This is a genomic window from Sporacetigenium mesophilum DSM 16796 (assembly GCF_059569055.1).
In genome coordinates, this window is record NZ_JCANUR010000007.1 from 73,877 (window position 1) to 98,698 (window position 24,822).

At 31.5% G+C, this 24,822-nt stretch carries 25 protein-coding genes, 1 pseudogene and 1 riboswitch; of the genes and pseudogenes, 25 read left to right on the plus strand and 1 reads right to left on the minus strand.

Annotated elements, in window-relative coordinates; translation table 11 throughout:
* Positions 1 to 110 precede the first annotated feature (110 nt).
* Positions 111 to 194, plus strand: a riboswitch (cyclic di-GMP riboswitch).
* Between the two features lie 125 nt (positions 195 to 319).
* The 25 genes and pseudogenes from BS62_RS07710 (at position 320) to BS62_RS07830 (ending at position 24,169) form a co-directional block, all read left to right on the plus strand.
* Positions 320 to 1,009: a YveK family protein gene (locus tag BS62_RS07710; RefSeq protein WP_496490684.1), complete on the plus strand. Its 690-nt coding sequence runs from the start codon at positions 320 to 322 to the stop codon at positions 1,007 to 1,009.
* Between the two features lie 4 nt (positions 1,010 to 1,013).
* A complete protein-coding gene (locus BS62_RS07715; protein WP_496490685.1) occupies positions 1,014 to 1,718 on the plus strand; it encodes a CpsD/CapB family tyrosine-protein kinase in 705 nt (234 codons plus the stop codon).
* A 22-nt stretch (positions 1,719 to 1,740) separates the two neighbouring features.
* Entirely contained in the window at positions 1,741 to 3,651 is a 1,911-nt protein-coding gene (locus BS62_RS07720; RefSeq protein ID WP_496490686.1) for a polysaccharide biosynthesis protein, read from the plus strand.
* Between the two features lie 43 nt (positions 3,652 to 3,694).
* Positions 3,695 to 4,894 carry a DegT/DnrJ/EryC1/StrS family aminotransferase gene (locus BS62_RS07725; protein ID WP_496490687.1) on the plus strand — a complete coding sequence of 400 codons (1,200 nt, stop codon included), beginning with the start codon at positions 3,695 to 3,697 and terminating at the stop codon, positions 4,892 to 4,894.
* Entirely contained in the window at positions 4,895 to 5,629 is a 735-nt protein-coding gene (locus BS62_RS07730; protein ID WP_496490688.1) for a sugar transferase, read from the plus strand.
* A gap of 48 nt (positions 5,630 to 5,677) precedes the next feature.
* Entirely contained in the window at positions 5,678 to 6,406 is a 729-nt protein-coding gene (locus BS62_RS07735) for a glycosyltransferase family 2 protein (RefSeq protein ID WP_496490689.1), read from the plus strand.
* Positions 6,407 to 7,176: 770 nt separating this feature from the next.
* The gene (locus tag BS62_RS07740; protein WP_496490736.1) at positions 7,177 to 8,322 is read left to right on the plus strand and encodes a glycosyltransferase family 4 protein; all 1,146 of its coding nucleotides are present in this window, start codon (positions 7,177 to 7,179) and stop codon (positions 8,320 to 8,322) included.
* A gap of 84 nt (positions 8,323 to 8,406) precedes the next feature.
* A complete protein-coding gene (locus BS62_RS07745) occupies positions 8,407 to 8,616 on the plus strand; it encodes a hypothetical protein (protein WP_496490690.1) in 210 nt (69 codons plus the stop codon).
* Positions 8,617 to 8,799: 183 nt separating this feature from the next.
* On the plus strand, positions 8,800 to 9,735 hold the full coding sequence (locus BS62_RS07750) for a glycosyltransferase family 2 protein (protein ID WP_496490691.1): 936 nt from the start codon (positions 8,800 to 8,802) through the stop codon (positions 9,733 to 9,735).
* A 10-nt stretch (positions 9,736 to 9,745) separates the two neighbouring features.
* Positions 9,746 to 10,777, plus strand: coding sequence for a glycosyltransferase family 2 protein (locus BS62_RS07755; protein ID WP_496490692.1), 1,032 nt, complete (start codon positions 9,746 to 9,748; stop codon positions 10,775 to 10,777).
* A gap of 44 nt (positions 10,778 to 10,821) precedes the next feature.
* Positions 10,822 to 12,072: an O-antigen ligase family protein gene (locus BS62_RS07760; RefSeq protein ID WP_496490693.1), complete on the plus strand. Its 1,251-nt coding sequence runs from the start codon at positions 10,822 to 10,824 to the stop codon at positions 12,070 to 12,072.
* Complete coding sequence (locus BS62_RS07765) at positions 12,069 to 13,208, plus strand: glycosyltransferase family 4 protein (protein WP_496490694.1); 1,140 nt, start codon at positions 12,069 to 12,071, stop codon at positions 13,206 to 13,208. The genes BS62_RS07760 and BS62_RS07765 overlap by 4 nt, the downstream gene beginning before the upstream one ends.
* Before the next feature lie 27 nt (positions 13,209 to 13,235).
* On the plus strand, positions 13,236 to 14,153 hold the full coding sequence (locus tag BS62_RS07770) for an ATP-grasp fold amidoligase family protein (protein WP_496490695.1): 918 nt from the start codon (positions 13,236 to 13,238) through the stop codon (positions 14,151 to 14,153).
* 296 nt (positions 14,154 to 14,449) lie between these two features.
* Complete coding sequence (locus BS62_RS07775) at positions 14,450 to 14,587, plus strand: hypothetical protein (RefSeq protein ID WP_496490696.1); 138 nt, start codon at positions 14,450 to 14,452, stop codon at positions 14,585 to 14,587.
* Positions 14,577 to 14,747, plus strand: a complete 171-nt coding sequence (locus BS62_RS07780) for a hypothetical protein (protein WP_496490697.1) — start codon at positions 14,577 to 14,579, stop codon at positions 14,745 to 14,747. The genes BS62_RS07775 and BS62_RS07780 overlap by 11 nt, the downstream gene beginning before the upstream one ends.
* A 221-nt stretch (positions 14,748 to 14,968) precedes the next feature.
* Positions 14,969 to 15,100, plus strand: a pseudogene (locus tag BS62_RS07785) (alanine racemase C-terminal domain-containing protein); the annotation flags it as partial.
* Positions 15,100 to 15,225 carry a hypothetical protein gene (locus BS62_RS07790; RefSeq protein ID WP_496490698.1) on the plus strand — a complete coding sequence of 42 codons (126 nt, stop codon included), beginning with the start codon at positions 15,100 to 15,102 and terminating at the stop codon, positions 15,223 to 15,225. The pseudogene BS62_RS07785 and the gene BS62_RS07790, both read left to right, overlap by 1 nt.
* 131 nt (positions 15,226 to 15,356) lie before the next feature.
* Positions 15,357 to 16,823 (plus strand): lipopolysaccharide biosynthesis protein, encoded by a 1,467-nt coding sequence (locus tag BS62_RS07795; protein WP_496490699.1) that lies wholly within the window; start codon positions 15,357 to 15,359, stop codon positions 16,821 to 16,823.
* Positions 16,820 to 17,920, plus strand: a complete 1,101-nt coding sequence (wecB, locus tag BS62_RS07800) for a non-hydrolyzing UDP-N-acetylglucosamine 2-epimerase (RefSeq protein ID WP_496490700.1) — start codon at positions 16,820 to 16,822, stop codon at positions 17,918 to 17,920. Before BS62_RS07795 ends, wecB begins: the two co-directional genes overlap by 4 nt.
* 5 nt (positions 17,921 to 17,925) lie before the next feature.
* Positions 17,926 to 19,092: a nucleotide sugar dehydrogenase gene (locus BS62_RS07805; RefSeq protein WP_496490701.1), complete on the plus strand. Its 1,167-nt coding sequence runs from the start codon at positions 17,926 to 17,928 to the stop codon at positions 19,090 to 19,092.
* Between the two features lie 25 nt (positions 19,093 to 19,117).
* Positions 19,118 to 20,497: a mannose-1-phosphate guanylyltransferase/mannose-6-phosphate isomerase gene (locus BS62_RS07810; RefSeq protein WP_496490702.1), complete on the plus strand. Its 1,380-nt coding sequence runs from the start codon at positions 19,118 to 19,120 to the stop codon at positions 20,495 to 20,497.
* 463 nt (positions 20,498 to 20,960) lie between these two features.
* Positions 20,961 to 21,629: a hypothetical protein gene (locus tag BS62_RS07815; protein ID WP_496490703.1), complete on the plus strand. Its 669-nt coding sequence runs from the start codon at positions 20,961 to 20,963 to the stop codon at positions 21,627 to 21,629.
* A 27-nt stretch (positions 21,630 to 21,656) separates the two neighbouring features.
* Positions 21,657 to 22,286: a class D sortase, LPxTATN-specific gene (gene srtD / locus BS62_RS07820; RefSeq protein WP_496490704.1), complete on the plus strand. Its 630-nt coding sequence runs from the start codon at positions 21,657 to 21,659 to the stop codon at positions 22,284 to 22,286.
* Positions 22,287 to 22,302: 16 nt separating this feature from the next.
* The gene (locus BS62_RS07825) at positions 22,303 to 23,244 is read left to right on the plus strand and encodes a hypothetical protein (protein ID WP_496490705.1); all 942 of its coding nucleotides are present in this window, start codon (positions 22,303 to 22,305) and stop codon (positions 23,242 to 23,244) included.
* A 103-nt stretch (positions 23,245 to 23,347) separates the two neighbouring features.
* Positions 23,348 to 24,169: a DUF368 domain-containing protein gene (locus tag BS62_RS07830; RefSeq protein ID WP_496490706.1), complete on the plus strand. Its 822-nt coding sequence runs from the start codon at positions 23,348 to 23,350 to the stop codon at positions 24,167 to 24,169.
* Between the two features lie 6 nt (positions 24,170 to 24,175).
* Here BS62_RS07830 and BS62_RS07835 read toward each other — a convergent pair whose 3' ends face one another.
* Positions 24,176 to 24,715, minus strand: a complete 540-nt coding sequence (locus tag BS62_RS07835) for a VanZ family protein (RefSeq protein ID WP_496490707.1) — start codon at positions 24,713 to 24,715, stop codon at positions 24,176 to 24,178.
* Positions 24,716 to 24,822 lie beyond the last annotated feature (107 nt).

Genomic DNA, 24,822 nt, shown 5'->3' on the forward strand with positions numbered 1-24,822 from the left:
ATACCGAGACATCAAATTGTTGAAAACTGTACGTTACTAAGTTATACTTTTAAAGGGGAAAAGGTCATATTACTTAAAAAAATGTCTAATTTTATATAAATAACTTAAATAGTTAGAAATGGAACGAAGAAACATATTCTGTATCTGGGCACCTGGAGTATGTGGAGTTAGTGGTGCACCCACCCATTCAAATTATACTAGTAGCACTGGTTTAATATGGATAGGTGGGTTTTTTTGCATTATAAAGTCGAAGCCTATATAATAATAGATAGGAAGAAAATAATATGCAAATTAATAAATTCAAATAGGAGGAAAGAACATGGAAGAAACAATAGACTTAAGAGAGTACGTAGACATTATCAAAAAAAGGTTTTGGATAATAGCACTTATAACTGTTATAGCATCATTAGTTAGCGGAATTGTAAGTTTTTATGTATTAGAGCCAGTATATGAAGCAGGAACAACATTAATGGTTAACAAATCTAAGACTACAGAAGACAAAGAAATTACAAGTGATGATATAATGGTAAATCAAAAGCTAGCATTAACTTATGGAGAAATAGCAAGATCAAGAAAGGTATTAGATAGAGTTATAAATGATTTAAATCTGAACGTTACATATGAGCAATTATCAAGTGCTGTTACAATTTCTTCTGTCAAAGACACTGAGATTATAAACATTAAGGTTCAAAATACAAATCCACAATTATCATACAAAATAGCAAACAAAATACCTGAAATATTCACAAAAGAAGTTAGAAGAATAACTAAGGCAGACAGTGTTGAAGTTTTGGACTATGCTGTAGTACCACAAAATCCAATTAAGCCAAACAAAATGATGAATGTTGCTATAGCAGCTGTTTTAGGTATGATGATAGGTTTATTCTTAACATTCTTACTAGAATACCTAAACAACAAAATTAAAACTCCTAACGATATAGAAAGACACTTAGGGTTACCAGTACTTGGAATAGTTCCTAATACTGAAAGTAAAAAGAATAGGAGGTAGCAAGTTGAATAATATTACATCTTATGTTGACCAAAAGTCACATATATCAGAAGCATATAAAAATATAAGGACTAATATAGCATTTTCTAATGTAGATAAGGATATCAAAACTATACTTGTTACTAGTGCTCAGCCAAGTGAGGGGAAAACGACTACAATATCAAATCTGGCTGTATCATTTGCAGCACTTGACAAAAAGGTTATAGTAATAGATTGCGATTTAAGAAGACCTTCTTTACACAAGCAATTTAATATAAGTAATTTACATGGTTTAACTGATGCTCTTATAGGTTCAAAACCATATTTTCAGTGTATACAAAAAACTGAAATAGAAAACTTAGATATATTAACAGCAGGCACTATTCCACCAAATCCATCGGAAATACTAAGTTCTAATAATATGAAAACATTAGTAACGGGATTGTCAGAATACTACGATTATGTTTTTATAGACTCACCGCCAATTGGGTCTGTTACAGATGCAGCTATAATATCTTCATATTCTGATGGAGTTATATTGGTGTGTGCATCTAATGAAGTAGATTCAGAACTAGCTAAAATAGCTAAGGAAAAATTAGATAGTGTAAATGCAAAGATGTTAGGAGTAGTTCTTAATAAACTTGATTTAGATGCAAGTAAATACTATGGATATTATTACTACAGCTATGGTGAAAAAGACAAAAAAACAAATAAAAGAAATAAAAGATAGGTAGTAAAGTAGGGGGGATATTATGGGAGCGGTAAAATCTTTGGAGTATGAAGAAGACAATCATACTATTGGTAATTTTTTTGACAAGTACAGAGTAAGACAATTTGTTTTAGTATTATTAGATATTATTTCAATTAACTTAGTAGCAATATTGTCTCTAGAACTTACTTTTAATATGGCTCCACCTATGGAGTATGTTGCACTACTGAAAAAAACATTACTTATTTATACATCAGTATCGATATGGGTACTTTATTCATTTAGATGTTACAAAAGCTTATGGAGATATGCAAGTGTAGAAGAGTTAAATTCTATATTTATAGCTACAATAGTTTGCGCAATCATAATATATCCTTTATCTATAGTTTTAAATTTTAACCTTCCTATAAGCTTTTATTTTGTAAATACATTTGGATTAATTTGTGCAACTGGAGGAATTAGATTAAGTTATAGAACAATAAGAAGATTAAAGACAAAACATACCTTATCAAAAACAGCATCTAGAATTTTGGTTATTGGTGGTGGAAATGCTGGTGCTATGGTAGTGAAAGAGTTATTTACTAACCCACAGTTAAATAAGTTACCAGTAGGTATAATAGATGACGACTTAAGCAAGGTCGGAAGAAGTATACACAATGTATCTATATTAGGAAGTAGTAACGATATAAAAGATATAGTTAAACAAAAGAATATCGATGAGATAATATTTGCAATATCATCAGCATCTCAAAAAGAAAAAAGAAGAATCATAGATATATGTAAAGAGTCTAAATGTAAATTAAAAACTCTTCCAGGAGTATATGAAATTATAGACGGTCAAGTAGATATTAAGAAAATAAGAGATGTAGATATTGAAGATTTACTAGGAAGAGACCCTATAAAGGTAAACTTAGAAGAAATATGTGGATACTTAAGTGACAATGTAGTTCTTGTAACTGGCGGTGGAGGATCTATAGGTTCTGAATTATGTAGACAAATAGCTAAGTTTAAACCAAAGGAACTCATAATTTTAGATATATACGAAAACAACGCTTACGAAATACAACAACAGCTTATAAGAAAGTATGGAAATGAGCTTAACTTAAAGACAATTATAGCTTCTGTGAGAGACGAAAAGCGTATGGATGAAATATTTAACACATATAAACCTAATGTAGTATTTCATGCAGCAGCACACAAACACGTTCCACTTATGGAAAAAAGCCCAAGCGAAGCAATTAAGAACAATATATTTGGTACATTAAATGTGGCAAAATTAGCAGACAAATACAATGTAAAAAGATTTGTTCTTATATCTACAGATAAAGCTGTTAACCCAACTAATATAATGGGAGCAACTAAAAGAGTTGCTGAGATGATAATACAAACTATGAACAAAGAGAGCAAAACAGAATTTGTGGCTGTTAGGTTTGGAAATGTCTTAGGAAGTAATGGAAGCGTTATCCCACTATTTAAGAAGCAAATAGAAGAAGGCGGGCCAATAACAGTAACACATCCAGATATTATAAGATACTTTATGACTATACCAGAGGCAGTTCAACTTGTAATACAAGCCGGAGCAATGGCCAAAGGTGGAGAAATATTTGTTCTAGACATGGGAGAACCTGTAAAAATAACAGAATTAGCAAAAGATCTTATAAAATTATCAGGATTTGAACCTGATGAAGATATTAAAATTCAATTCAGTGGACTTAGACCAGGAGAAAAGTTATACGAAGAACTTCTAATGGCTGAGGAAGGTCTGACAGATACAGCACACAAAAAGATTTTTATAGGTAAGCCTATAGACATAGATAAGAAGAAGATAAAAGAAAACCTAGAACTTTTACAGAGTATTGTTAAAAATGAAGAAGTAGAGCTTATTGAACATGTTATTAAGATGTTAGTACCTACTTATATGAAACAAGATAAATCAAAAGAATTTGCAAGCTAAATACTCAGAAAATATAAAATATCTGAAAAAGGATGGATGAAATATGGGGGAAAAAATTTACCTTTCATCACCACATATGAGCGATGAAGGATATGAAATGGAATATATAAAAGAAGCATTTGATACTAACTGGATTGCCCCTCTTGGAGCAAATGTAAATGGATTTGAAAAAGAACTTGCTAATAATGTTGGAAGTAAGGCCGCTGCAGCACTTTCTTCCGGAACTGCTGCTATTCATATGGCTTTAAAAGCAGCTGGAGTAGGAGAAGGCGATATTGTATTTTGCCCAACACTTACATTTTCAGCCACAGCAAATCCAATTATTTATCAAAATGCAATACCAGTTTTCATAGACAGTGATTACAAAACATGGAATATGTGTCCTAAAGCTCTAGAAGAAGCTATTGAGAAGTATCCAAATGTTAAGGCTGTAATTATAGTTCATCTTTATGGTTTATCTGCAGATATGGATAAAATAGTTAGTATTTGTAAGAAACATAATGTCCCATTAATCGAAGATGCGGCTGAGTCTTTAGGTACTTATTATAAAGGAAAACATACTGGAACTTTCGGAAAGTACGGTATTTTTTCATTTAATGGAAATAAGATAATCACTACTTCAGGTGGTGGAATGTTAGTTTCTGATAATGAAGAGAGAATAGCAAAGGTAAGATTCTGGGCAACACAATCTAGAGATCAAGCAAGACACTATCAACATAGTGAATTAGGATTTAATTATCGTATGAGTAATATTGTTGCTGGAATTGGTAGAGGACAACTTAAAGTGCTAGACCAAAGAGTGACTAAGAAGAAATATATATTTGAGTTCTATAAGAGAGAATTAGGAAAGCTTGAAGGTGTTGAGTTTATGCCTATCAATGAATGGAATGAACCTAATTACTGGTTAAGCTGCATGACTTTAAGTGGGCAAGTTAAACCACTTGATATTATGAAAGCTCTAGAAAAAGAAAATATTGAGTCAAGACCAGTATGGAAGCCAATGCACATGCAGCCTGTATTTGAAGCATATGACTTCGTCTCCCCCTATGAAGATGATGTTAGGGAATTGGTAGCAGCCTCAAATAGTGAGTCTTTGAGTGGAGATGCTGAGCCTGCATATAGAAAGGCATTGAGTGTATCGGAAGATGTATTTAATAGAGGTATTTGCCTGCCAAGTGATACTAAGATGACTGATAAAGATTTGAATAGAGTATGTAAGATTATAAAAAGGTTGTGGATATAGATGCAAACTGAGGTTAAACGAAATGTAAAAACATCCTTGCAATTACCTGGTAAGGGTGGTGTATACGCAAGATATTTTAAGAGACCGATGGACTTCATATTGGCTTTGATTGCAATTATAGTTCTTAGTCCTGTTTTATTAATTGTTGGAGTGCTAGTTAGAACTAAGCTTGGCAGTCCAGTTATTTTTAAGCAGAAGAGACCTGGGCTGAATGAGAAGATATTTACATTGTATAAGTTTAGGACTATGACCGATGAAAGATATGAGAATGGGGAGTTGCTGCCAGACAGTATTAGGCTTACGAAGTTTGGGAAATTTTTGAGGAGTACGAGCTTGGATGAACTTCCTGAACTCTTTAATATTCTTATAGGAGATATGTCTATAGTAGGGCCGAGGCCACAATTAATTCGAGATATGGTATTTATGACTCCAGAGCAAAGGCAAAGACATAGTATTGTACCAGGTCTTACTGGATGGGCTCAGATAAATGGACGAAATGGAGTAAACTGGGAAAAAAAGCTCAATCTAGATTTAGAATACATCAATAATATTACTTTTTTACGAGACTGGAGTATAATCTTTATGACGGTTGCTAAAGTCTTTAAAAGAGATGGTATTAGCGCAGAAGGTATGGAGACTGCAGAGGATTTTGGCGACTATTTGTTACGTATAGGCACGATTGACGAGCAAAAATATATCGAAGGTCTAGAAAAAAGTAAGATGATAGCAAGTTAGTTCTCAGAGTGAGGTGGAAAAATGGGAAATGGTAATAGTCCAAATGTTTTGGTTTCGATAATTACACCTGTTTATAATTCGGAGAAGTATATAGGTGAAACAATAAAGAGTGTTTTATCACAGACCCATGAGAATTGGGAGATGATAATTGCTGATGATTGCTCTAAAGATAATACAGCAAAGGTTATTAATCAGTTTTCGGATCCACGTATAAAATACTTCAAACTAGAAAAAAACGCAGGAGCAGCTGTGGCAAGAAATAAAGCCTTGGAAAGAGCTAAAGGTAGATATATTGCGTTTCTTGATGCTGATGATATGTGGAAGTCAGATAAGTTGGAAAAACAATTAAATTTTATGATAGAGAATAAAGTTGAGTTTTCTTTTACTGGTTATGAAATATTAAGAGATGAGGGTAATAAGGTGATAAAAATTCCTCAAAAGCTTAATTATAGTCAGTTTATGAAAAATACGGTTATTGGTACATTAACAGTTATGCTAGACAAAGAAAGCGTTGGTGAAGTTAGACTCGTAAATGTGAAGAAAGATCACGATTCTATGACATGGGCTAAACTACTTAGAGAAGGGCATATAGCCCATGGGTTAAATGAAAGTTTAGCATATTATCGAAAAGTAAATGGGTCAATATCAAATGATAAGTTCAAGGCTGCTAAAAATCATTGGAATAATTGTAGAAATATTGAGAAGTTGTCTGCAGTAAAATGTCTTTATTATTTTTTCTTTTATGGCATTAATGCTGTTAAGAAACACTACTTCTAATATATACAATAGTAAGTGGATGAAGGAGGAATTGCTTAATGAAAATAGCAATAGTGGGGATTGGTTATGTTGGTCTTTCTATTGCTGTGTTATTAGCTCAACATAATGAAGCAATTGCATAGGATATTATTCAAGAAAAAGTAGATATGATTAACGATAGAAAGCCTCCTATCATAGATAAAGAGATTGAAGATTAACTGGCAACAAAGTAATTAAATCTTACTGCAACAGCGGACAATTATAAAGCGTTCAAGGATGTAGAATATGTTATTATCTCTACACCTACTAATTATAACCCGGAGAAGAACTATTTTAACACGAGATCGGTTGAGATAGTAATAGCAAATGTATTATCCATCAACCCAGACGCTGTAATGGTTGTTAAATCTACAGTACCTGTAGGATATACAAGAAAAGGAAGAGAGATGTTTGACACAGAAAGTATCATCTTTTTACCGAAATTTTGAGAGAAGGTAAACGAAGAATTTAAGAAAGTCTCAAACGTTATTGTAGCAAATAGATTAGCCAATAATATTAAGATGCTGCAGATAAGGTGTATACTAGGGATTTATTTAATAAGGATTAAAAGAAATTAATAAAAGTAATTATAGATGAAATAACAATATGGATATTATTTTTATAATAGAAAAGCAACTTTTTAAACAAGTTGAAAGGATATTGATGGATAGTCAAATATATGCTCAAATAAGTTTTATTTTAAGTAATAAAGGCACAAATCTACAGAGATGAGGTGATATCCTTTGAAGATAATGATGATTGACCCCTGGGGGATTAACAATTTGCTATTTTATACAAATGGTTTATGTAGCGGCATATCAAAATATGGGGATTTGACTTTAGTTACGAATTGTTATTATGAAAAAACAACAGATTCAGAATATACTATTATGCCTCTTTTTTTTAAAAAATCAGAAGGTATGGAAGATGGCATGTTTAGAAAAATTATACGTGGTGCTGAATATATTAGCGCCTATATAAGAATTATTAAGGAACTAAAAAAAAATTCGTATGACATTGTTCATGTGCAATGGCTTTTGAATTATAAGATGGATGTACAATTTCTTAGTATCATTAAAAAATATTGCAAAAAGTTAGTTTATACTGCTCATAATGTTTTACCTCATATAAATGGGAATCAATATGTTGATGATTTGAAAACTATATATAGTATTGTCGATACTATAGTACTGCATGGTGAGGGTATTAGAGAAGAATTTAAAAAGTTGTTTGGCGAATTCAATTATAAAGTTGTTATTCAAAGACATGGTACTTATTTAAATCAGGATACGCAATATGATAGAAGTAGTATCGGCCAAGAAATTCTTGAAACAGTCGAGAAATATAACAAAGTGTTTATATTCTTTGGGCATATTTTCTATAACAAAGGAGTAGATAGGGTTACAAAAATGTGGATTGAAAGCTTCAGTAGTAGTGAGAACCTATTAGTAATAGCTGGAAAAAAAAGTTCAGAATATAAGGAACTTGAAGTTTTGGAAGATAAAATTAATAATTGTAAAAATATTCTATATATAAGCAAGTTTGTTGAAGATAACTTATTGAATTATCTAATTACTAAATCAGATATCATTATTTTACCATATCGACATGCAAGTATGAGTGGTGTAATATTTACAGCTGCGGAGTTTAATAAGACGGTGCTATGTACAAATGTAGGAGCTATTTCAGAATATGTAGTTGACGAAGAGAATAGCTATGTTGTTGAAAATAATGATGATGAATTTTTTAATAAGCTTAAGTATATTTCAAATGAGGTAAGTAAAGAATCCCTTTCAGTAAAGGGTAAGAGACTTCACGAATATATAGTTGATAATTATTCTTGGAATAATATTGGAAAAGATTTAGTGGAAATATATAAAATCGAAAATCGAGACTAATTAATAACAGTATACTTTATGAATTACATTTTATAAAGTACTTATTCTTTGGGTTACATCATATATACGGAGATAAAAATTTATATGAAAATAGTATATAGTAGTGTAGCTATTTATGACGCACAAAAACACAATATTATAGGGGTCTCAAAAACCAATATTAATTATGATAAATATAATGTCATTATTTCTGCATCAGACCTCAAGTCATCATATTTAATAGTCGAAAGAATATTTAGCAAAAACAAGATTGTAAGGCAAAGCGGGCTCGATATGGGGGACATTAAATGCTAATTATGGCAAATTTGGATATGAAAAAGTATAACACTGATGCTGAGATCGAATAAGCAAATGTCTTATAGGAAGATAGTGTTTATTCGTAAAAAATAGATGGATTTTGCACTATTCCATTGAGAAATTTTTCATGAAAACATGACAAATGTTTTTATTCTTATAATTCACATTAGGAGGTGAGCTATGCGTTTTTCTATAATAATTCCGGCATATAATGCAGAGAAATTTATTGCTCGGGGGGTTGAAAGTGTATTAAAGCAAACAGTTGAGGATTTTGAACTTATTGTTGTTGATGATGGTTCCGAAGATCGAACATTAGAACATTTAAAATCAATAAATGACGAACGTCTTATGGTAATTTCTCAATCCAATAAAGGTGTTTCTGTTGCGAGAAACACAGGTATAAGTAATGCACATGGTGAGTTTGTTTGTTTTTTAGATGCAGATGATGAATATTTGCCCAATCATTTGGAACATCTTGCTGGATTGATAACTGAAAATCCCTCTAGGGAATTTTTTGCAACAAGGTTCTGTATTAGTTTGAGAACAGATAGTAATGATATTATTATGCCCAATACAACTGGTGATGTTTCATATTATGAAGATGCTGTCAAGGAGATGCTAAGAACCCCTGAAATGATATGTACAGGTTGCGTTTGCATAAAGCGTGAAATGTTTGAGAAATACGGTATGTTTGAACCGGGTGTTAAATTAGCTGAAGACACAGATATGTGGAAACGAGTTTATGTACATACAGGAATTGTATATAGTGATACTGTTACCTTTAAGCGTAATAGAGACGGAAGTGAGGCCACAAAGCACTATACACGAAGATATGAGGCCGATCCATTGAATCGTATGCCGATGTTTTTGAGCGATGACACGATTTTAGACAACATTAAGGAAAGTTTAAAAACGGAATATGAATTTACGAAACTTCAGGTTGTTCGCTCTTACTTAGTAGATGGAAAAAAGAAAGAAGCAATGCAACGAATGAGTGAGATAGATAAAAATAGAATTTGGAAGAAAAGATTGATGATCACATATTTATGTTTTTGTATCCCGTCAACAATAATTAGATTTTATTTAAATGTTAAAAATCGAGGAATGTATGAATAAGGGGGTTTCTATGTCAGATTTAGTCAGTGTTATCATTCCTGTTTATAATATGGAGGAGTCAATTGAGGCTTGTGTTAAATCAATTTTATTACAGGATTATACCAATATTGAGGTTATATTGGTTGATGACGGATCAAAGGATAACAGCTATAGGATATGCCAAAAAATTGCTCTACAGGATAACAGAGTAAAATGTATACATATAGATAATCAGGGTTCAGGTCCCGCAAGAAATGTAGGAATTGAGAAAAGTAAGGGTAGATATTTATACTTTCCGGATGCTGATGACTATATCGATCCAAATGCTGTTTCGGTTCTTGTTGAAGCTATGTGTGACGGACAATATGATCTAATCGTGTTCGGATACAGATGTTTGAAACATGATGGTGAAGTTGTTTTTGAAAAAAAATACGAAGAGTTTAACAATACCGGTGAGGTTGTAAGAGCAGATTACAGTGATTATTTCGGTATGTCTAATAAGAATAGTATTCAAGGCGCACCTTGGAATAAGTTTTTTGATGGTGAAACTGTTCGAAAGAACAATATTAAGTATCCTCCTTTGAGACGCCATCAGGATGAGGGTTTCATTTCAAGGTATGTGAACCACTGTAAAAACATTAGATTTATACCGGAAGTTTTGTATTCCTATTATCAAAACACTGTTAGCTTGGAATGGAAGAAATATCCGGTCAACTATGTGGATTGTGTTATAGGTCTTAAAGAGATATGGAGCGAAACAATTTGTATATGGAACTCTAGAGATCAGGAAACACATCTTCTTGTCGATGAATTAATTTTTTCTAAATTAATGAAGGCTTTGGAGCTTTCTTACTCGCCTAAAATGGAATTAAATGTTTTTACACGTTCAAGATGGATTCGTAGAACATGCAATGAGTTAGAGTTTTCAAAATATAGTTTTAAAATAGCTGGAAGTTTCTACCAAAAAGCGGTTCTGCTGTGTGTAAAATTGCATCTGTATAGGGTGGCTTCTTTAGCTTTATATGTCGGAAATATAAAAAATCGTGTTCGACAGGGGGGATGAATGCACTCTATACCCCCAAAAACGATTTTGGGAGGTTAACTATAATGAACAATGTCATAAGAGATTCAAAAACGAAAATTGTGATAACTAAAGATAAGATGTTCGCATTGCTTGTTTCGGTAATGTTTTGTCATTATACCTTATTTAATTATTTTTCAGTTATTATTAGAAAACTTCCAGTAATTTCTGTTGCTGAAGTCTTCTTTTTTCCAATATTATATTCTTTGTTAATAATCTTATCATATAGAGAAAGCAGATTAAGATATGTTAGAGGATCGGATTTGGTTATTATACTGTTTTTCACAGTATCTATTTTGTCTACCTATATCTTTTATCCCGATAATGCTCTATATATTTCAGCGTCCTTGACTTCCAATATACTTCCCTGTATTCCGTTCTTTCTATTGGGATTGTGTCTTTCTTTAGATAAAGAAACATTGTCTATTGTGAGCGGATTCAGTTGTACTGCTATTCTTGTGAGCGCGGTTTATGTGCTTTATTATATGGGAACAGGGAGAATATTGGGTGGGGATGTTGGATCTGGATATAGTATGTATTGGTCTTATTTGCTTTTACCTAACACTATTATTGCAATAGAATATGCTTTTGAAAAAAAGAAAATTTTTGCAATTATTTGTTCAATTATTGGTGTAATATATGCTTTGGCTATGGGAACAAGAGGCGCAATTGTTGTCCTATTTGTTTTCTTGATTGTGCGTATATGGACACACTTAAATATTAATATCAATAAAAAGGTTGGTATTGCAATTGTTCTATCCATTATTGTTTTTTTATTTATTATGTCACCAGCTTATTTGCAGATGTTATCTGATATCAAAAGATTATTGATGCGATATGGTTTGTCAACAAGAGTTGTGGACTATTTGATAAGTGGAGAATTGGTATCCTACACTTCTGGTAGAACTGACATTTATCAAGATTTATTTTCCAGATTCATGGAACGGCCAATATTAGGATATGGTATTTATGGTGAGTGGACACTGGGATATTATTCGGCACACAATATGTATATGGAAATTTTATTCCACTATGGTTTTCCTATTGGCTTGACCCTAATGATAAGTTTTGTTGCATTATACTTTAAAGCATTAAAAGCCACTAAAGGTACATTGGTGAGAAATTGGATTATCATGTTTGGCTGTCTTGTATTCGTAAAAGGCATTTTTGGAGGACGCTATCTGGATTATAGTCTGTTTTTCCTGTTGGGACTTTGTTTAAAAGAAATAAGGTGTGCTAAAGAGAAAATAACTAAAACTAGAAAGGTAATGTTATGAAAAATAATAATATTCAGAACAAGGCTTTTATTGTGTATGAAAGATATTATGATTTTGATTCAAACCGCGTTGTATCCGGTGGTGTTCAAACCTATATTAATAATTTAATCCCGTTGTTGTGTGAAGCCGGCTATTCCTGTACGGTTTTCCAATTCGGTTCTGAAAATGATAATAATAAAATTAAGTTAGAGAATTGTATTGTTAAAAGTGTTCCGAGAGCTAGGGTTAACGGCAGCCTCAGAACAAAGGTTGTGTTAGATTGTATAAATAAAGATTTTGATAAAAATAATGATTTGTTGATTTTTGCAGATCATTTGTTGGCTCAAGACAATAATGCTACACACAGTTTGTCAATACAACATGGTATTCATTGGGACATACAGAAAGATGAAAGCCGTAGTGATATTCGTATGTTTTTATCAAAAGCGCGTTTTGCATATAACGAGCATAAACGAATGAAATATGTAAAACAGGTAGTGTGCGTAGATTATAATTTCTTGAATTGGTATAGAGCACAGGTTGACGTTCCAAACAGTAATTTTGTTGTTATTCCAAATTTCACGAAAATTGCTGAAGTTAACGTAAAACCTAATGACAAGGTGAAAATTATATTTGCCAGAAGATTTGTAAAGCATAGGGGAACAAGAGTCTTTGCTGAAGCGGTGGAACGATTATTGGTCGAATATGATAACGTTGAAATCACTGTAGCTGGTAGAGGACCCGATGAAGAATATCTTCACAATAAGCTTAATAAATGGCAAGACCGTGTCTTATTTACACAATACACCGCAGAACAGTCTTTAGATATTCATGCGGACAAGCATATAGCGCTAGTTCCTACTGTAGGTTCTGAAGGGACTTCTTTATCTTTGATTGAAGCAATGTCTGCTCAATGTGCAGTTGTTTGTACCGATGTGGGTGGAATGACAAATATTGTTTTGAACAGATATAACGGCAGAATGGTTAATGCCGGAGATACCAAACAACTGTATTTAGCTATTAAGGAACTGATTGATAATCCAGAAGAACGAACAAGAATGGCTTCGGTTGGTTACGAAACTGTAAAATGCTCATTTTCTTATGAACGCTGGGCAAATCAATGGCGTGAGATAATAAAAAATATAGCAAATAAGTAGTTGATAAATTTAGGGGAGGAAATATTTATGGAGTATAGGAAAATTATCAAGTCAATATTTAGACCTTTGCGTGACAGATATTATTGGCGAACGAGTGATTCCCAAAAAGAAGAAATTCTTAAAAAATGGTATCTTCGTATGTGTGGAAGTGAATTGGATTTGGAAAATCCCGTTTCTTTTAATGAAAAAATGCAGTGGTTAAAACTATATGACAGTACAGCACTTAAAACTCTCCTTGCGGACAAATATCTTGCTAGGGAATATGTTGGAGACAAAATAGGTCATGAGCATTTGATACCGATTTTAGGTGTATGGGATAATTTTGATGAAATCGACTTTGCTAAAATGCCTAATCAATTTGCTTTAAAAGCCAATCACGGTAGTGGATGGAATTCTATAATTCAAGACAAAGCCGCTATGAATTACATGGCCGAAAAGATGAAATTTGATAGGTGGATGCATACAAATTTTGCTACAGAATACGGGTATGAGCTTCACTATATGAATATTCCTCCTAAAATTGTTGCCGAAAAATATATAGCTGATATGGATGGAACAATATTTGATTATAGATTTTTCTGCTTTAACGGTATACCTAAATTTGTATGGGTAGATAGTGGAAGCGGAACTAAAGAGCATACAAGAACTATTTTTGACGCTTCTTGGAATATTCAAGATTATTTGGTTAATTATCCACCCATAGAGCCTTCTCCTGAAATGCCCGATACATTTTCTAAAATGAAGGAATTTGCTGCAATACTCAGTAAGGAATTTACTTTTGTAAGAGTAGATTTTTATTCAATTAATGGAAATATATATTTTGGGGAGTTAACATTTACACCGCAAAGCGGAACCGGAAAATGGAATGATAACGAGCAAAATCTTTTATACGGAAACTTGATAACTTTGTCTGAGAAAAAACCTATACCTAAGAAAATAGTTTAACTTTGAGAAAATAAATTATTTGAGGTGTAATAATGATAAGACACTCTTGCGTGGAATAAATCGTATATATTATTCGATAACTATCGAATATACAGATATTAATTGCCTGAAAACCAAGAGATTATGTCGGTTGTTAAGGCTGATGCTTACTGACATGGTGAAGTTAAAATAACAAAACAGTTACAAGATAATGGGTATAAATATTTTGCGATAGCAAATATAGATGAGGCAATAATTCTTCACTAAAACGGAACGACCGGTCAGATTTGATACTTGGTTATACACCGGTGGCGTCGTTGCAGAATCTGATAGATTATGATATTATACAGGCAATGTTTTCTGAAGAATACGCCGAAAAATTAACTGGTAAGTCAATAAAGGCACAGTTTGCTATTGATACTAGAATGAATCGAATGGACTTGGATGTCGGATAGTCCGGAAGAAAGTGTAAAAATTATTCGTAAGTATGCTGATAAACTCAAACTGTCCGATATATTTACTCACCTTTGTGTTGCTGATGATGCAATTGAAAATAATTTTGCTGAGGAAAAGATTGAAAAATTTAAAACTGCTGCAGAAAAAATGCTGACTTGAATTTAACGTATGTTCCCATTATAAACTCTGACGACGGTCTTTGGCAAAACAAATTAGGAAATCTTGTAAGCTTATGCATAATTCTTTACAGTTTAAAACCCGACTACATAAATACTTTGCTAGGTGGAATTAAACTAGCACTTCAGTGGAAATTAGTTGTTTATATGGTGAAAACGGTTCATAAAGGTGAAACTAGGGTATAGGGTTATTATACCGCGCCAAAAGAGGTGGTTGTTACAACAATTCCTACAAAATATGTTGACGGATACAATTGTATTCTGTCTAATGAGGGTAGTGTAATTATTCATGGGTACAAGGCTCCTATCGTTGGAAGAGTTAGATGGATTAGATGATGGTTGATGTAACGGAAATTTCACAGGTCAAGTTTGAGGACGAGGACTTTATAACAGATGATATGGCACACTCTATTGAAACAATAGAGTATGAAATAATATGTGATATTCAAAAAAGTATATAAAATATATATTTGATTTTATTGTAATGCTGTAATTATATTTTAATGGGATGATTTCGAAATCAAATAACAAAACGAGTTCTTGTGTAATTGATAAATGTTGTATAGCAGAAGGTAAAGGTGATTAATTATAAATGAATAGAGAAAAAATTTTTTCTTCACTTGTTTGGAAGCTTTTAGAACGAGCGGGGATACAAGGCGTAAGTTTTATTGTTTCGATTATTTTAGCTAGATTATTAACCCCAAGTGATTATGGTCTTATATCATTAATTATTGTATTTATCAATTTAGCGAATGTTTTTATTCAGGGAGGATTTAATACTGCATTAATTCAAAAAAAGAATACTGATAGTAAAGATTTTTCTAGCGTATTTTATTTTAGTTTTTTTATAGCTTTTATATTATATATAATATTATTTATATCAGCTCCGACTATCTCAAGATTCTATAATGAAGAAGAGTTAATTAGTATAATTAGAGTATTATCAATCATTCTATTTACCGGTTCAATCAACTCGATACAAGTAGCATTTGTTACAAAAAATATGGAGTTCAAAAAATTATTTATGAGTAGTATTGGCGCTACGATGATTTCAGCATTTATTGGTATAGGAATGGCTATGAGCGGGTTTGGAGTTTGGGCACTAGTTTGTCAACAAATATCCAATCAATTTTTTACAGTTATTATAATGTGGTTTACCGTTCCTTGGAGACCAAAACTAATATTTTCAATTGAAAGATTGAAAGATCTAATAGGGTATGGGTGGAAAATACTTATGACCAATTTAAGTGATACTCTATTTTTAAATTTAAGAAGCTTATTAATTGGGAAAATATATACACCTGATATGTTAGGTTATTTTAATAGAGGTAGACAATTTCCTGAAATGATAATGACTAATGTGAATGGCTCTATTCAATCAGTAATGTTGGTTGCGTATTCAAATGAACAGGACAATAAGCAAAGGATCAAGGAAATGGTCAGGAGATCTATGACTGTCAGCTCCTTCATTATTTTTCCTATGATGTTTGGACTAGCAGTAGTAGCTGAACCTGTTGTGAAAATACTTTTGACTGATAAATGGCTACTTGCTGTTCCATATATTCAAATATGTGCTTTTACGTACATGTTAATGCCAATTCACACTGCAAATTTACAAGCTATTAAAGCAATGGGATATAGCAATATAATATTAAAGTTAGAAATAATAAGAAAAATATTAGAATTAAGTATTTTAATATTTAGTGTACGACTTGGAGTATATGCAATTGCGATTGGAGAAGTAGTTACTACGGTAATATCTTTAGGAATCAATTTATATCCAAATAAAAAACTAATAAATTATGGGGTGAAGGAACAACTGAAAGATATAACACCATCTTTTTTCAATTCTGTAATTATGGCAGTTATTGTGTATAGTCTAAAGTTTTTATCAATTAATATCATACTAAAACTTATAATTCAAATTTTAGCAGGAGCTATTATATATATTGCTTTATCTAATATATTTAATGTTTCTACTATTAAATATTTATCCAGTTTATTTAAAGGATATTTTAAGAAAAGTGATAAGGATTTAATGAAAGGAAGGATCCTATGAAAAAGGTAATGGTGGTATTCGGAACAAGACCAGAGGCTATTAAGATGTGTCCTTTAGTTAAGGAATTAAAGACTAGAAAACAATTAGATACAGTGGTTTGTGTAACTGGTCAACATAGGCAAATGCTAGATCAAGTATTAGATGCTTTTAATGTTGTTCCAGATTATGACCTTTCAATTATGAAAGATAAGCAAACTCTATTTGATGTTACCATAAATATTCTAGAAAAAATGAAGGCTATTTTAGAAGAAGTTGAGCCTGACGTAGTTTTAGTTCACGGAGATACATCAACAACATTTGTAACAGCATTAGCATGTTTTTATATGCAAATTCCTGTTGGACATGTTGAGGCAGGGCTTAGGACTTATAATATATACTCTCCTTATCCAGAAGAATTTAATCGTCAAGCTGTGGGAATCGTTGCTAAATACAATTTTGCACCAACTGAAATGTCAAAAGAAAATCTAATAAAAGAAGGTAAGGACCCTGCTAATATATATGTAACTGGCAATACAGCAATCGATGCCCTTAATACTACAGTAAGAGAAGATTATACTCATGGAGAATTAGAATGGGCTGCAGATAGTAGGCTTATATTGATAACCGCACACAGAAGAGAAAATCTTGGTGAGCCTATGAGAAACATGTTTAGGGCTATTAAGAGAATTGTGGATGAACACCCTAACATCAAGGCTATTTATCCTATTCATATGAATCCTGTGGTAAGAGAAGCCGCAAATGAAATTTTAGGAGACTGTAATAGGTTAAAGATTATTGAACCACTAGAAGTACTTGATTTTCATAATTTTCTTTCAAGATCATATCTGATTCTAACGGATAGCGGTGGTATCCAAGAAGAAGCGCCAAGTCTAGGCAAGCCAGTATTGGTTATGCGCGATACTACAGAAAGACCCGAAGGAATAGCTGCAGGAACATTGAAACTTGTTGGAACAAATGAAGAAGTAATTTATAACACTTTTAAGCTATTGCTAGAAGATAGAAAAGAGTATGAAAAGATGAGTCATGCAAGCAATCCTTATGGCGATGGATTTGCATGCAAAAGAATAGCAGATATATTGGAAATTGAGGGGAGGTAGCTCAAATGAAAATAACAATAGCAGGAACAGGCTATGTAGGACTTTCCAATGCAGTACTATTAGCTCAACATAATGAGGTAATTGCATTGGATATTATCCAAGAAAAGGTAGATATGATTAATGATAGAAAATCTCCTATCACTGATAAAGAGATTGAAGAATATTTGGCAACAAAGCAGTTAAATCTTACTGCAACTACGGACAATTATAAAGCTTTTAAGGATGCAGAATATGTTATTATATCTACACCTACTAATTATGATCCGGAAAAGAACTATTTTAACACAAGAACTGTAGAAGCAGTTATAGCAAATGTATTATCAATTAATCCAGATGCAGTAATGGTTGTTAAATCCACTGTACCTGTAGGATACACAGAAAAGGTAAGAGCGATGTTTGAAACTGATAATATTATCTTTTCACCAGAATTCTTAAGAGAAGGTAGGGCCTTATATGATAATTTATACCCTTCAAGAATTATTGTAGGAGAGCAATCAGAGAGAGCAAAAATGTTTGCCAATCTTTTAGTACAAGGTGCAATAAAGGAAGATATTCCTGTTTTGCTTACTGACTCAACCGAAGCGGAAGCCATTAAATTGTTCGCAAATACATATCTTGCATTAAGAGTTGCGTATTTTAATGAACTTGATACATATGCAGAAGTCAGAGGTCTTAATACCAAACAGATTATAGAAGGAGTATGCCTTGATCCTAGAATAGACAATCATTATAACAACCCATCTTTTGGTTATGGCGGCTACTGTTTACCAAAAGATACGAAGCAGTTATTAGCAAACTATGCTGACGTTCCTCAAAACATTATGGCAGCAATAGTTGATGCTAATAGAACAAGAAAAGATCATATTGCAGAAATGATTCTTAAAAGAGCCCCAAAGGTTGTAGGCATTTATAGATTAACCATGAAGATGGGTTCAGATAACTTCAGACAATCATCTATCCAAGGAGTTATGAAGCGCATTAAGGCTAAGGGAATTGAAGTAGTAGTTTATGAGCCGACTTTCCAAGAGGAAAAGTTTTACAATTCAAGAGTAATAAAAGACTTTGAAGAATTTAAGAAAATTTCTGATGTTATTATTGCAAATAGATTGTCGGATGATATTAAAGATGTTGGGAAAAAGGTGTATACTAGAGATTTATTTAGCAGAGATTAAACTATTTTAAAAAGGAGAAAAGCTAATGAAAGTAATAATATTAGCAGGTGGAAGTGGTACCAGACTTTGGCCCCTTAGCCGTGATAGATATCCAAAACAGTTTATTAAGTTACAAGGAGATAAACTATCCTTGTTTCAAGAAACCTTTAAAAGAAGTTTACTATTAGCTGATTTAAACGATATATATGTGGTTACAAATGAAAAATATAAATTTTTAGTTCTTGGGGCTATTGAAGAATTAGATTATCAATATAGTGAGTCAAACATTCTTATTGAACCCGAAGCAAAGAATACCCTTCCTGCAATTTATGCAGGTGTTCATGAAATAGCTAAAAAAGGTAATGACTCAGTAGTAGTGTTCCCTTCCGACCATGTGATTTTAAAAGAACAGAAGTTTGTAGATAGTATTAGAGATTCTGAAGCATTAACAAGAGATTCAATCATAACTTTTGGCATTAAGCCTGATGCTCCTAATACTGGATATGGGTATATCGCACCAGGAACTGCAAAGTTTAATAGTTATGAAGTAAAAGAGTTCAAAGAAAAACCAAAGTATGAGATAGCAGTTACATATGTTGACAAAGGTTATTACTGGAATGCTGGTATATTTATGTTTAACACAGAGTTCTTTATAAATGAAGTGAAAAAATATGCTAAAAACATTTACGATGCATTTGAGACAAGCGACAATATAAAAGAGGCTTTTGGTAAAATAGAAGAAAAGATTTCAATTGACTATGGAATTATGGAAAAGAGTAGAAATGTTACCGTCACACCAGTAGATATCGGCTGGAATGATCTAGGTAGCTTCGATTCGTTTTATGATGTATTTGACAAGGATGAAAATAATAATATTGTAGGCTCTGATAATATAGTTCTTAACTCAAAGAACAATTATATATACTCTGAAAAGGATAAAGTAGTATCGATAGTAGGAGTTAATGATCTAATCGTTGTAGATAACAGAGACGCTTTATTAATATGCAAAAAAGACCAATCACAAAAAGTAAAAGAGATTGTTGAGATCCTAAAAGAGAAAAATGATTGTAGAACTGAATATCATGTTCAAGATTACAGGCCTTGGGGTAATTATAAAGTCCTTGAGGAAGAAAAGAATTCATTTAAGATTAAAAGAATTAAAGTAAGTCAAAATAAGAAATTAAGCTACCAGGTGCATTATCATAGAAGTGAACATTGGATTGTTGTCAGTGGAATGGCTAAAATAACTATAGATGATGTAGAGAGCCTAGTACCTGCTGGCGAGAGTGTTTTTATAAAACAGGGACAAAAACATAGACTTGAAAATCCAGGTAGGACACTATTAGAAATAATTGAGGTACAAATGGGAGAATATTTGGAAGAAGATGATATTGTAAGATTTGATGATGAGTATGGTAGAGAATAAATAGTATCTATAAAGTAAAGGTATTCTGATTACCCATAGAGCTAATTACGTAAACGTATCATAAAATATAATTGGAAAACTAATAAAACTTGAAAAAGTGACTATATATTATATGACGATAAATGGAACACTTAATGTATGAAATTTCCTCATATGTTAAGTGTTTTCAAAAATAAGATTAGAATTTATATAACAAAGCAGATGAAGAAGTACAATATGATTATGAGGGAAATTGCCAAGTCTAAAAGTATATTTCCTTTGATAAGTTTCTCCATAAGGTTCCTTACTTATCAAGCTTTAACATTTCATACAAAGGAGGCTTAGCAATAAAATATTAATAATTTATAAGGAAAATAAAAAAATTAAATGGAAATTGATTATGATGCAAATTTCGACAACAAACACAGGTTAAGTGTAGTATAATAAGAAAGGTTTAATATTATACAAGAGAGGAGGAAAAATTATGCACAAAAAAATTAGAGTTATGGCTGCTGCTGCCATAGTTACTCTTAGTATGAGTACTACAGTTTTAGCATATGAGAGTCCAGTAAATGATGTGAAGAATGCACTTATACAAATGGGAGTACCAAGCAATTACATAGGCAATATAGTTGATCACTTACAAAGAATAAAAGTAAGTGACAAAGAAGTGGATCTGATGATGGGTAAGATTAATGAAGCTAAGTCTATAATAGGAAATACTAAAGACTTATCTTCGTTGTCTACTGCTAATAAAGTTAAGCTTCAAAGTATAGCAGTAGAAGCTGCTAAGGTAGTAGATATTAATGTTAAGTTTGGCACTGACTCTAAAGGAGTTACTACTGTAGTCGGTACTACTGCAAATGGAGGTACTGTACTTCAACTTAATACTCTTGAAGTTATTAATTTAGCTACAAATTTTGATATGAATGTTGTAGTTGATGCTGTTCAAGAAGCTGCTGATTTCTCAAATGATAAAAACAAAATTGACTTAGATGGAGATGGCAAGCCAGACAAGCCTGAGTTCAAGCCTGAGGGTGGAGGAAAGTTAAATAAAACTGCTACTCCTTTTGGGAATATGATGTTTGCAGGAACTAGTATGATTGGTATGGCTGGTGGAGTTCACTTCCTAGCTAGAAAGAAAAGAAAATAATATAGTTATTTTAGAGGGGTTTTTATTATGAAAAAACTAAGTTTTAAAAACTCCAAGCTAATAAAACGCATAGGGATTACATTTGTAATCCCTATGTTTTTGGCTATTGGAGGAATGTTGATTTGTTTAACTGCAGGATGGAATTTGTTTGCTCAAACTTATGCTGTAGGTTCTACTGTGTTTGCTAAGCCAAATAATAATTTAAATGAAGTTTCTTTTAATATAAATGGAAAAGAAGTATATAGACCTGAATTAGGTACTTTGTTTGCTACTTTAAAGATAGATTCTGTAAATCTTGAAAAGCCTATTGTTCATGGTGATGGAGATTTAGAGCTTAGAAAAGGTATTGGTCACTATGCAGGAAGTACTCTTCCTGGAGAAGGTGGAAATGTTGTGTTAAGTGGTCATAGAGATACGGCTTTTAGACCTCTTAAGGATATTAAAGTTGGTGATGAGGTTGTATTTGAAACTGAATATGGTGTTTATAAGTATAAGGTTAGTAAAACTAGGATAACTAATCCTAATGATTCTACTGTTACTATGCCTACTGATAATGAAAAATTAACTATGTACACATGTTATCCATTTAACTATATAGGTAATGCACCTGAGAGATTTATAGTTGAGTGTGACTATGTGGGAGTTTTTGATAAATAGATAGGAGAGTAAGCTAATGAAATTTTCATCTAAAAAAATTGGTAAAAATATAGCTTCTACTGTTGTAGCTATTATACTTATGTTTAGTGTTATAGTTACTATAGGTGTTGTGTTTTTAAAGACTACCTTAGTTAATGAAAATACTTACAAGAAAGTTTTTGAGTCTGCTGGGATTTATGATAAGGTATATGAAAGTATAAATGAAAATATTGAATATGCCCTTGTTGTTAACAATATTCCTGTAGATACATTAGATGGTGTTTTGTCTAAAAATGATGTTACTAACACTATTAATACTACTACTGAAAGTTTTATAGATTTTATTAATGGTGGAGATAACTTTGTTATTTCTCATGATCTAAGTATTTATAGTAAAAGAGTGGATACTAATATAAATAAGTTTTTGAGAGACAAGAATATGTATTTAAATGAAGAACAAAGCAAAGATTTAGATTTTATGAAACAAAATATTATTAAAATTATAGATAAAGAGCTTCAGATTATAAATTTTAATGAGTTATCTAAGTCAAGTCCTATGATAATGTTATCTAAAATTGTTGGGATTTTAGCTAATAATTTTGTTATTGCAGGTATTATAGTTTTGGATATTATGCTTATGAGTCTATTTGTTCCAATTTGGGGAAGAAGAAAAGTTAGAGCATATGCTTGGTCTGGTTATTCTTTGGTTGGTGCTGGCATGGTTGTATTTTTATTAAGTTTTAGTGGATATATATCAGGGTTTTACGAGTATGTTATTATAGCTACTCCTTATATTGCAGAGACTGTTGGCCTTGTTATTAAGAAGTACTTATTTAATATGTCTGTAATAAGTGGAATTGTTGTTCTTATGGGAATTGTAAGTATGAGTTTTTATTGGAAACATTTATATAAAAGATATGCTGTAAGAGAGGATAATGATTGGAAAAAATCAGAAACTCTTGAAGTACAAAATAAATAATATTAATACATGATATAATTACTACATATGAGAGATATATCAAACATGGTTAATATTTAAATAGTTAGTAATAAATAATAGTTATGAAATGAGTGAAATAATAATGAATTTTTTATCAGATTTTTTAAAAGGAATGATAATTGGAATAGGAGCTGTTGCTCCTGGTGTAAGTGGAGGTACGTTTGCTGTAATATTAGGCATATATAAGAAGCTTACAGATGCAATTGCAAATATTTTTAAGGACTTTAGAAAAAAGGTAATAATGCTTTTCCCTCTTGGACTTGGTGCTGTTGCTGGGGTTTTGATATTTAGTAAAATTATGAAGTATTTATTTGAAAATTATAATACTGAGGTTAAGTATCTTTTTATTGGCCTTATGATAGGTACACTTCCTGCTATATTTAAGGAGGCTAATAAGAAGGGATTTAAAAAAGCATATATTTTGCCTTGTATAATTACATTTGGTATAACAGTATTGTTTATAATATTAGAAAATGGTGTTATAAATATAATTACTGAAGGTGGAACAGGATTAATTGAGCTTCTTGTATATGGTGCAATTACTGGCTTTGGAACTATAGTTCCTGGTATTAGTTCTTCCTTTATACTAATGTATATTGGTGCATATGAAGTTATGCTTGATGCAATTGTAAATTTTGATTTAACATTACTTATACCTATAGGAGTAGGATTTGCACTTAGTATTTTAATGTTTGCAAAGTTAATTAGTTTGTTGTTTAAAAGATTTTATGGATATACCTATTATGCTGTATTAGGATTTGTAATAGGATCAATAATTACTATATTTCCAGGTATAGAATTTAATTTTAAGTATTTAATTGGAATATTACTTTGTGTTGTAGGGTTTTATTTATCGTATAGTTTAACTAAATATTCAAAGGATGAAGAAGAAGTTCAGTTATAATAACTGCTAACTTTCTATGTCACTAATTTTCATATTTTTTGATATTAAATTAAAAGATGAAATAAGAAAGTATGCAGCAATAGACCCCAAAATACCACCTGATGTATTTAGCCATATATCATCTATATCGCAAAATCTATTGGGAATAAACCCTTGTATAAGCTCTACACTTAGAGTCATGGCTAGAGATAATATAATAGCTTTTTTTATACTTTTAAATTTACAATAACTAAAAAATCCGAAGGGGATAAATAGCATAAAGTTGCCTACGGTTTGATATAAAAAGTATTCTAAGGAGTAATTATTGTAAATATAAGTAACTACTTTAAATGGAGTTAAGTTATAAATTTCAAATTCTCTAAATCCTGTACCTAATTGTCTAGGAAGTATAGTTGCAGATACTATAACGAGCATAGACATAAATAAAGATAAGTTTATAACTTCTTTTTTAATATCTACATGTTTATTTCTATTTATTATTATTCTTGAAACACTATAAAATAATATGAGTAAGCTAAGAATTATTAAATTTAATTTTAAAAGCATGTTTACACCTCTATATAAAATATATTTAAATTAATTATACTATGTATTTAATTATTAACAAATAAATTAAATATAAACATAATAAAATCCTAGGTTTTTCATAACCT

Excerpts from the sequence above, each read along its gene's own strand:
- BS62_RS07740 (WP_496490736.1), top strand. The coding sequence starts at position 7,177 with ATGATGATTGACCCCTGGGGGATTAACAATTTGCTATTTTATACAAAT.
- BS62_RS07760 (WP_496490693.1), top strand. The coding sequence starts at position 10,822 with ATGAACAATGTCATAAGAGATTCAAAAACGAAAATTGTGATAACTAAA.
- BS62_RS07725 (WP_496490687.1), top strand. The coding sequence starts at position 3,695 with ATGGGGGAAAAAATTTACCTTTCATCACCACATATGAGCGATGAAGGA.
- BS62_RS07765 (WP_496490694.1), top strand. The coding sequence starts at position 12,069 with ATGAAAAATAATAATATTCAGAACAAGGCTTTTATTGTGTATGAAAGA.
- BS62_RS07810 (WP_496490702.1), top strand. The coding sequence starts at position 19,118 with ATGAAAGTAATAATATTAGCAGGTGGAAGTGGTACCAGACTTTGGCCC.
- BS62_RS07815 (WP_496490703.1), top strand. The coding sequence starts at position 20,961 with ATGCACAAAAAAATTAGAGTTATGGCTGCTGCTGCCATAGTTACTCTT.
- BS62_RS07755 (WP_496490692.1), top strand. The coding sequence starts at position 9,746 with ATGTCAGATTTAGTCAGTGTTATCATTCCTGTTTATAATATGGAGGAG.
- BS62_RS07835 (WP_496490707.1), bottom strand. The coding sequence starts at position 24,715 with ATGCTTTTAAAATTAAATTTAATAATTCTTAGCTTACTCATATTATTT.
- BS62_RS07750 (WP_496490691.1), top strand. The coding sequence starts at position 8,800 with ATGCGTTTTTCTATAATAATTCCGGCATATAATGCAGAGAAATTTATT.
- wecB (WP_496490700.1), top strand. The coding sequence starts at position 16,820 with ATGAAAAAGGTAATGGTGGTATTCGGAACAAGACCAGAGGCTATTAAG.
- BS62_RS07830 (WP_496490706.1), top strand. The coding sequence starts at position 23,348 with ATGAATTTTTTATCAGATTTTTTAAAAGGAATGATAATTGGAATAGGA.
- BS62_RS07720 (WP_496490686.1), top strand. The coding sequence starts at position 1,741 with ATGGGAGCGGTAAAATCTTTGGAGTATGAAGAAGACAATCATACTATT.
- srtD (WP_496490704.1), top strand. The coding sequence starts at position 21,657 with ATGAAAAAACTAAGTTTTAAAAACTCCAAGCTAATAAAACGCATAGGG.
- BS62_RS07730 (WP_496490688.1), top strand. The coding sequence starts at position 4,895 with ATGCAAACTGAGGTTAAACGAAATGTAAAAACATCCTTGCAATTACCT.
- BS62_RS07745 (WP_496490690.1), top strand. The coding sequence starts at position 8,407 with ATGAAAATAGTATATAGTAGTGTAGCTATTTATGACGCACAAAAACAC.
- BS62_RS07825 (WP_496490705.1), top strand. The coding sequence starts at position 22,303 with ATGAAATTTTCATCTAAAAAAATTGGTAAAAATATAGCTTCTACTGTT.
- BS62_RS07790 (WP_496490698.1), top strand. The coding sequence starts at position 15,100 with ATGGTTGATGTAACGGAAATTTCACAGGTCAAGTTTGAGGACGAGGAC.
- BS62_RS07780 (WP_496490697.1), top strand. The coding sequence starts at position 14,577 with ATGTCGGATAGTCCGGAAGAAAGTGTAAAAATTATTCGTAAGTATGCT.
- BS62_RS07795 (WP_496490699.1), top strand. The coding sequence starts at position 15,357 with ATGAATAGAGAAAAAATTTTTTCTTCACTTGTTTGGAAGCTTTTAGAA.
- BS62_RS07805 (WP_496490701.1), top strand. The coding sequence starts at position 17,926 with ATGAAAATAACAATAGCAGGAACAGGCTATGTAGGACTTTCCAATGCA.
- BS62_RS07710 (WP_496490684.1), top strand. The coding sequence starts at position 320 with ATGGAAGAAACAATAGACTTAAGAGAGTACGTAGACATTATCAAAAAA.
- BS62_RS07770 (WP_496490695.1), top strand. The coding sequence starts at position 13,236 with ATGGAGTATAGGAAAATTATCAAGTCAATATTTAGACCTTTGCGTGAC.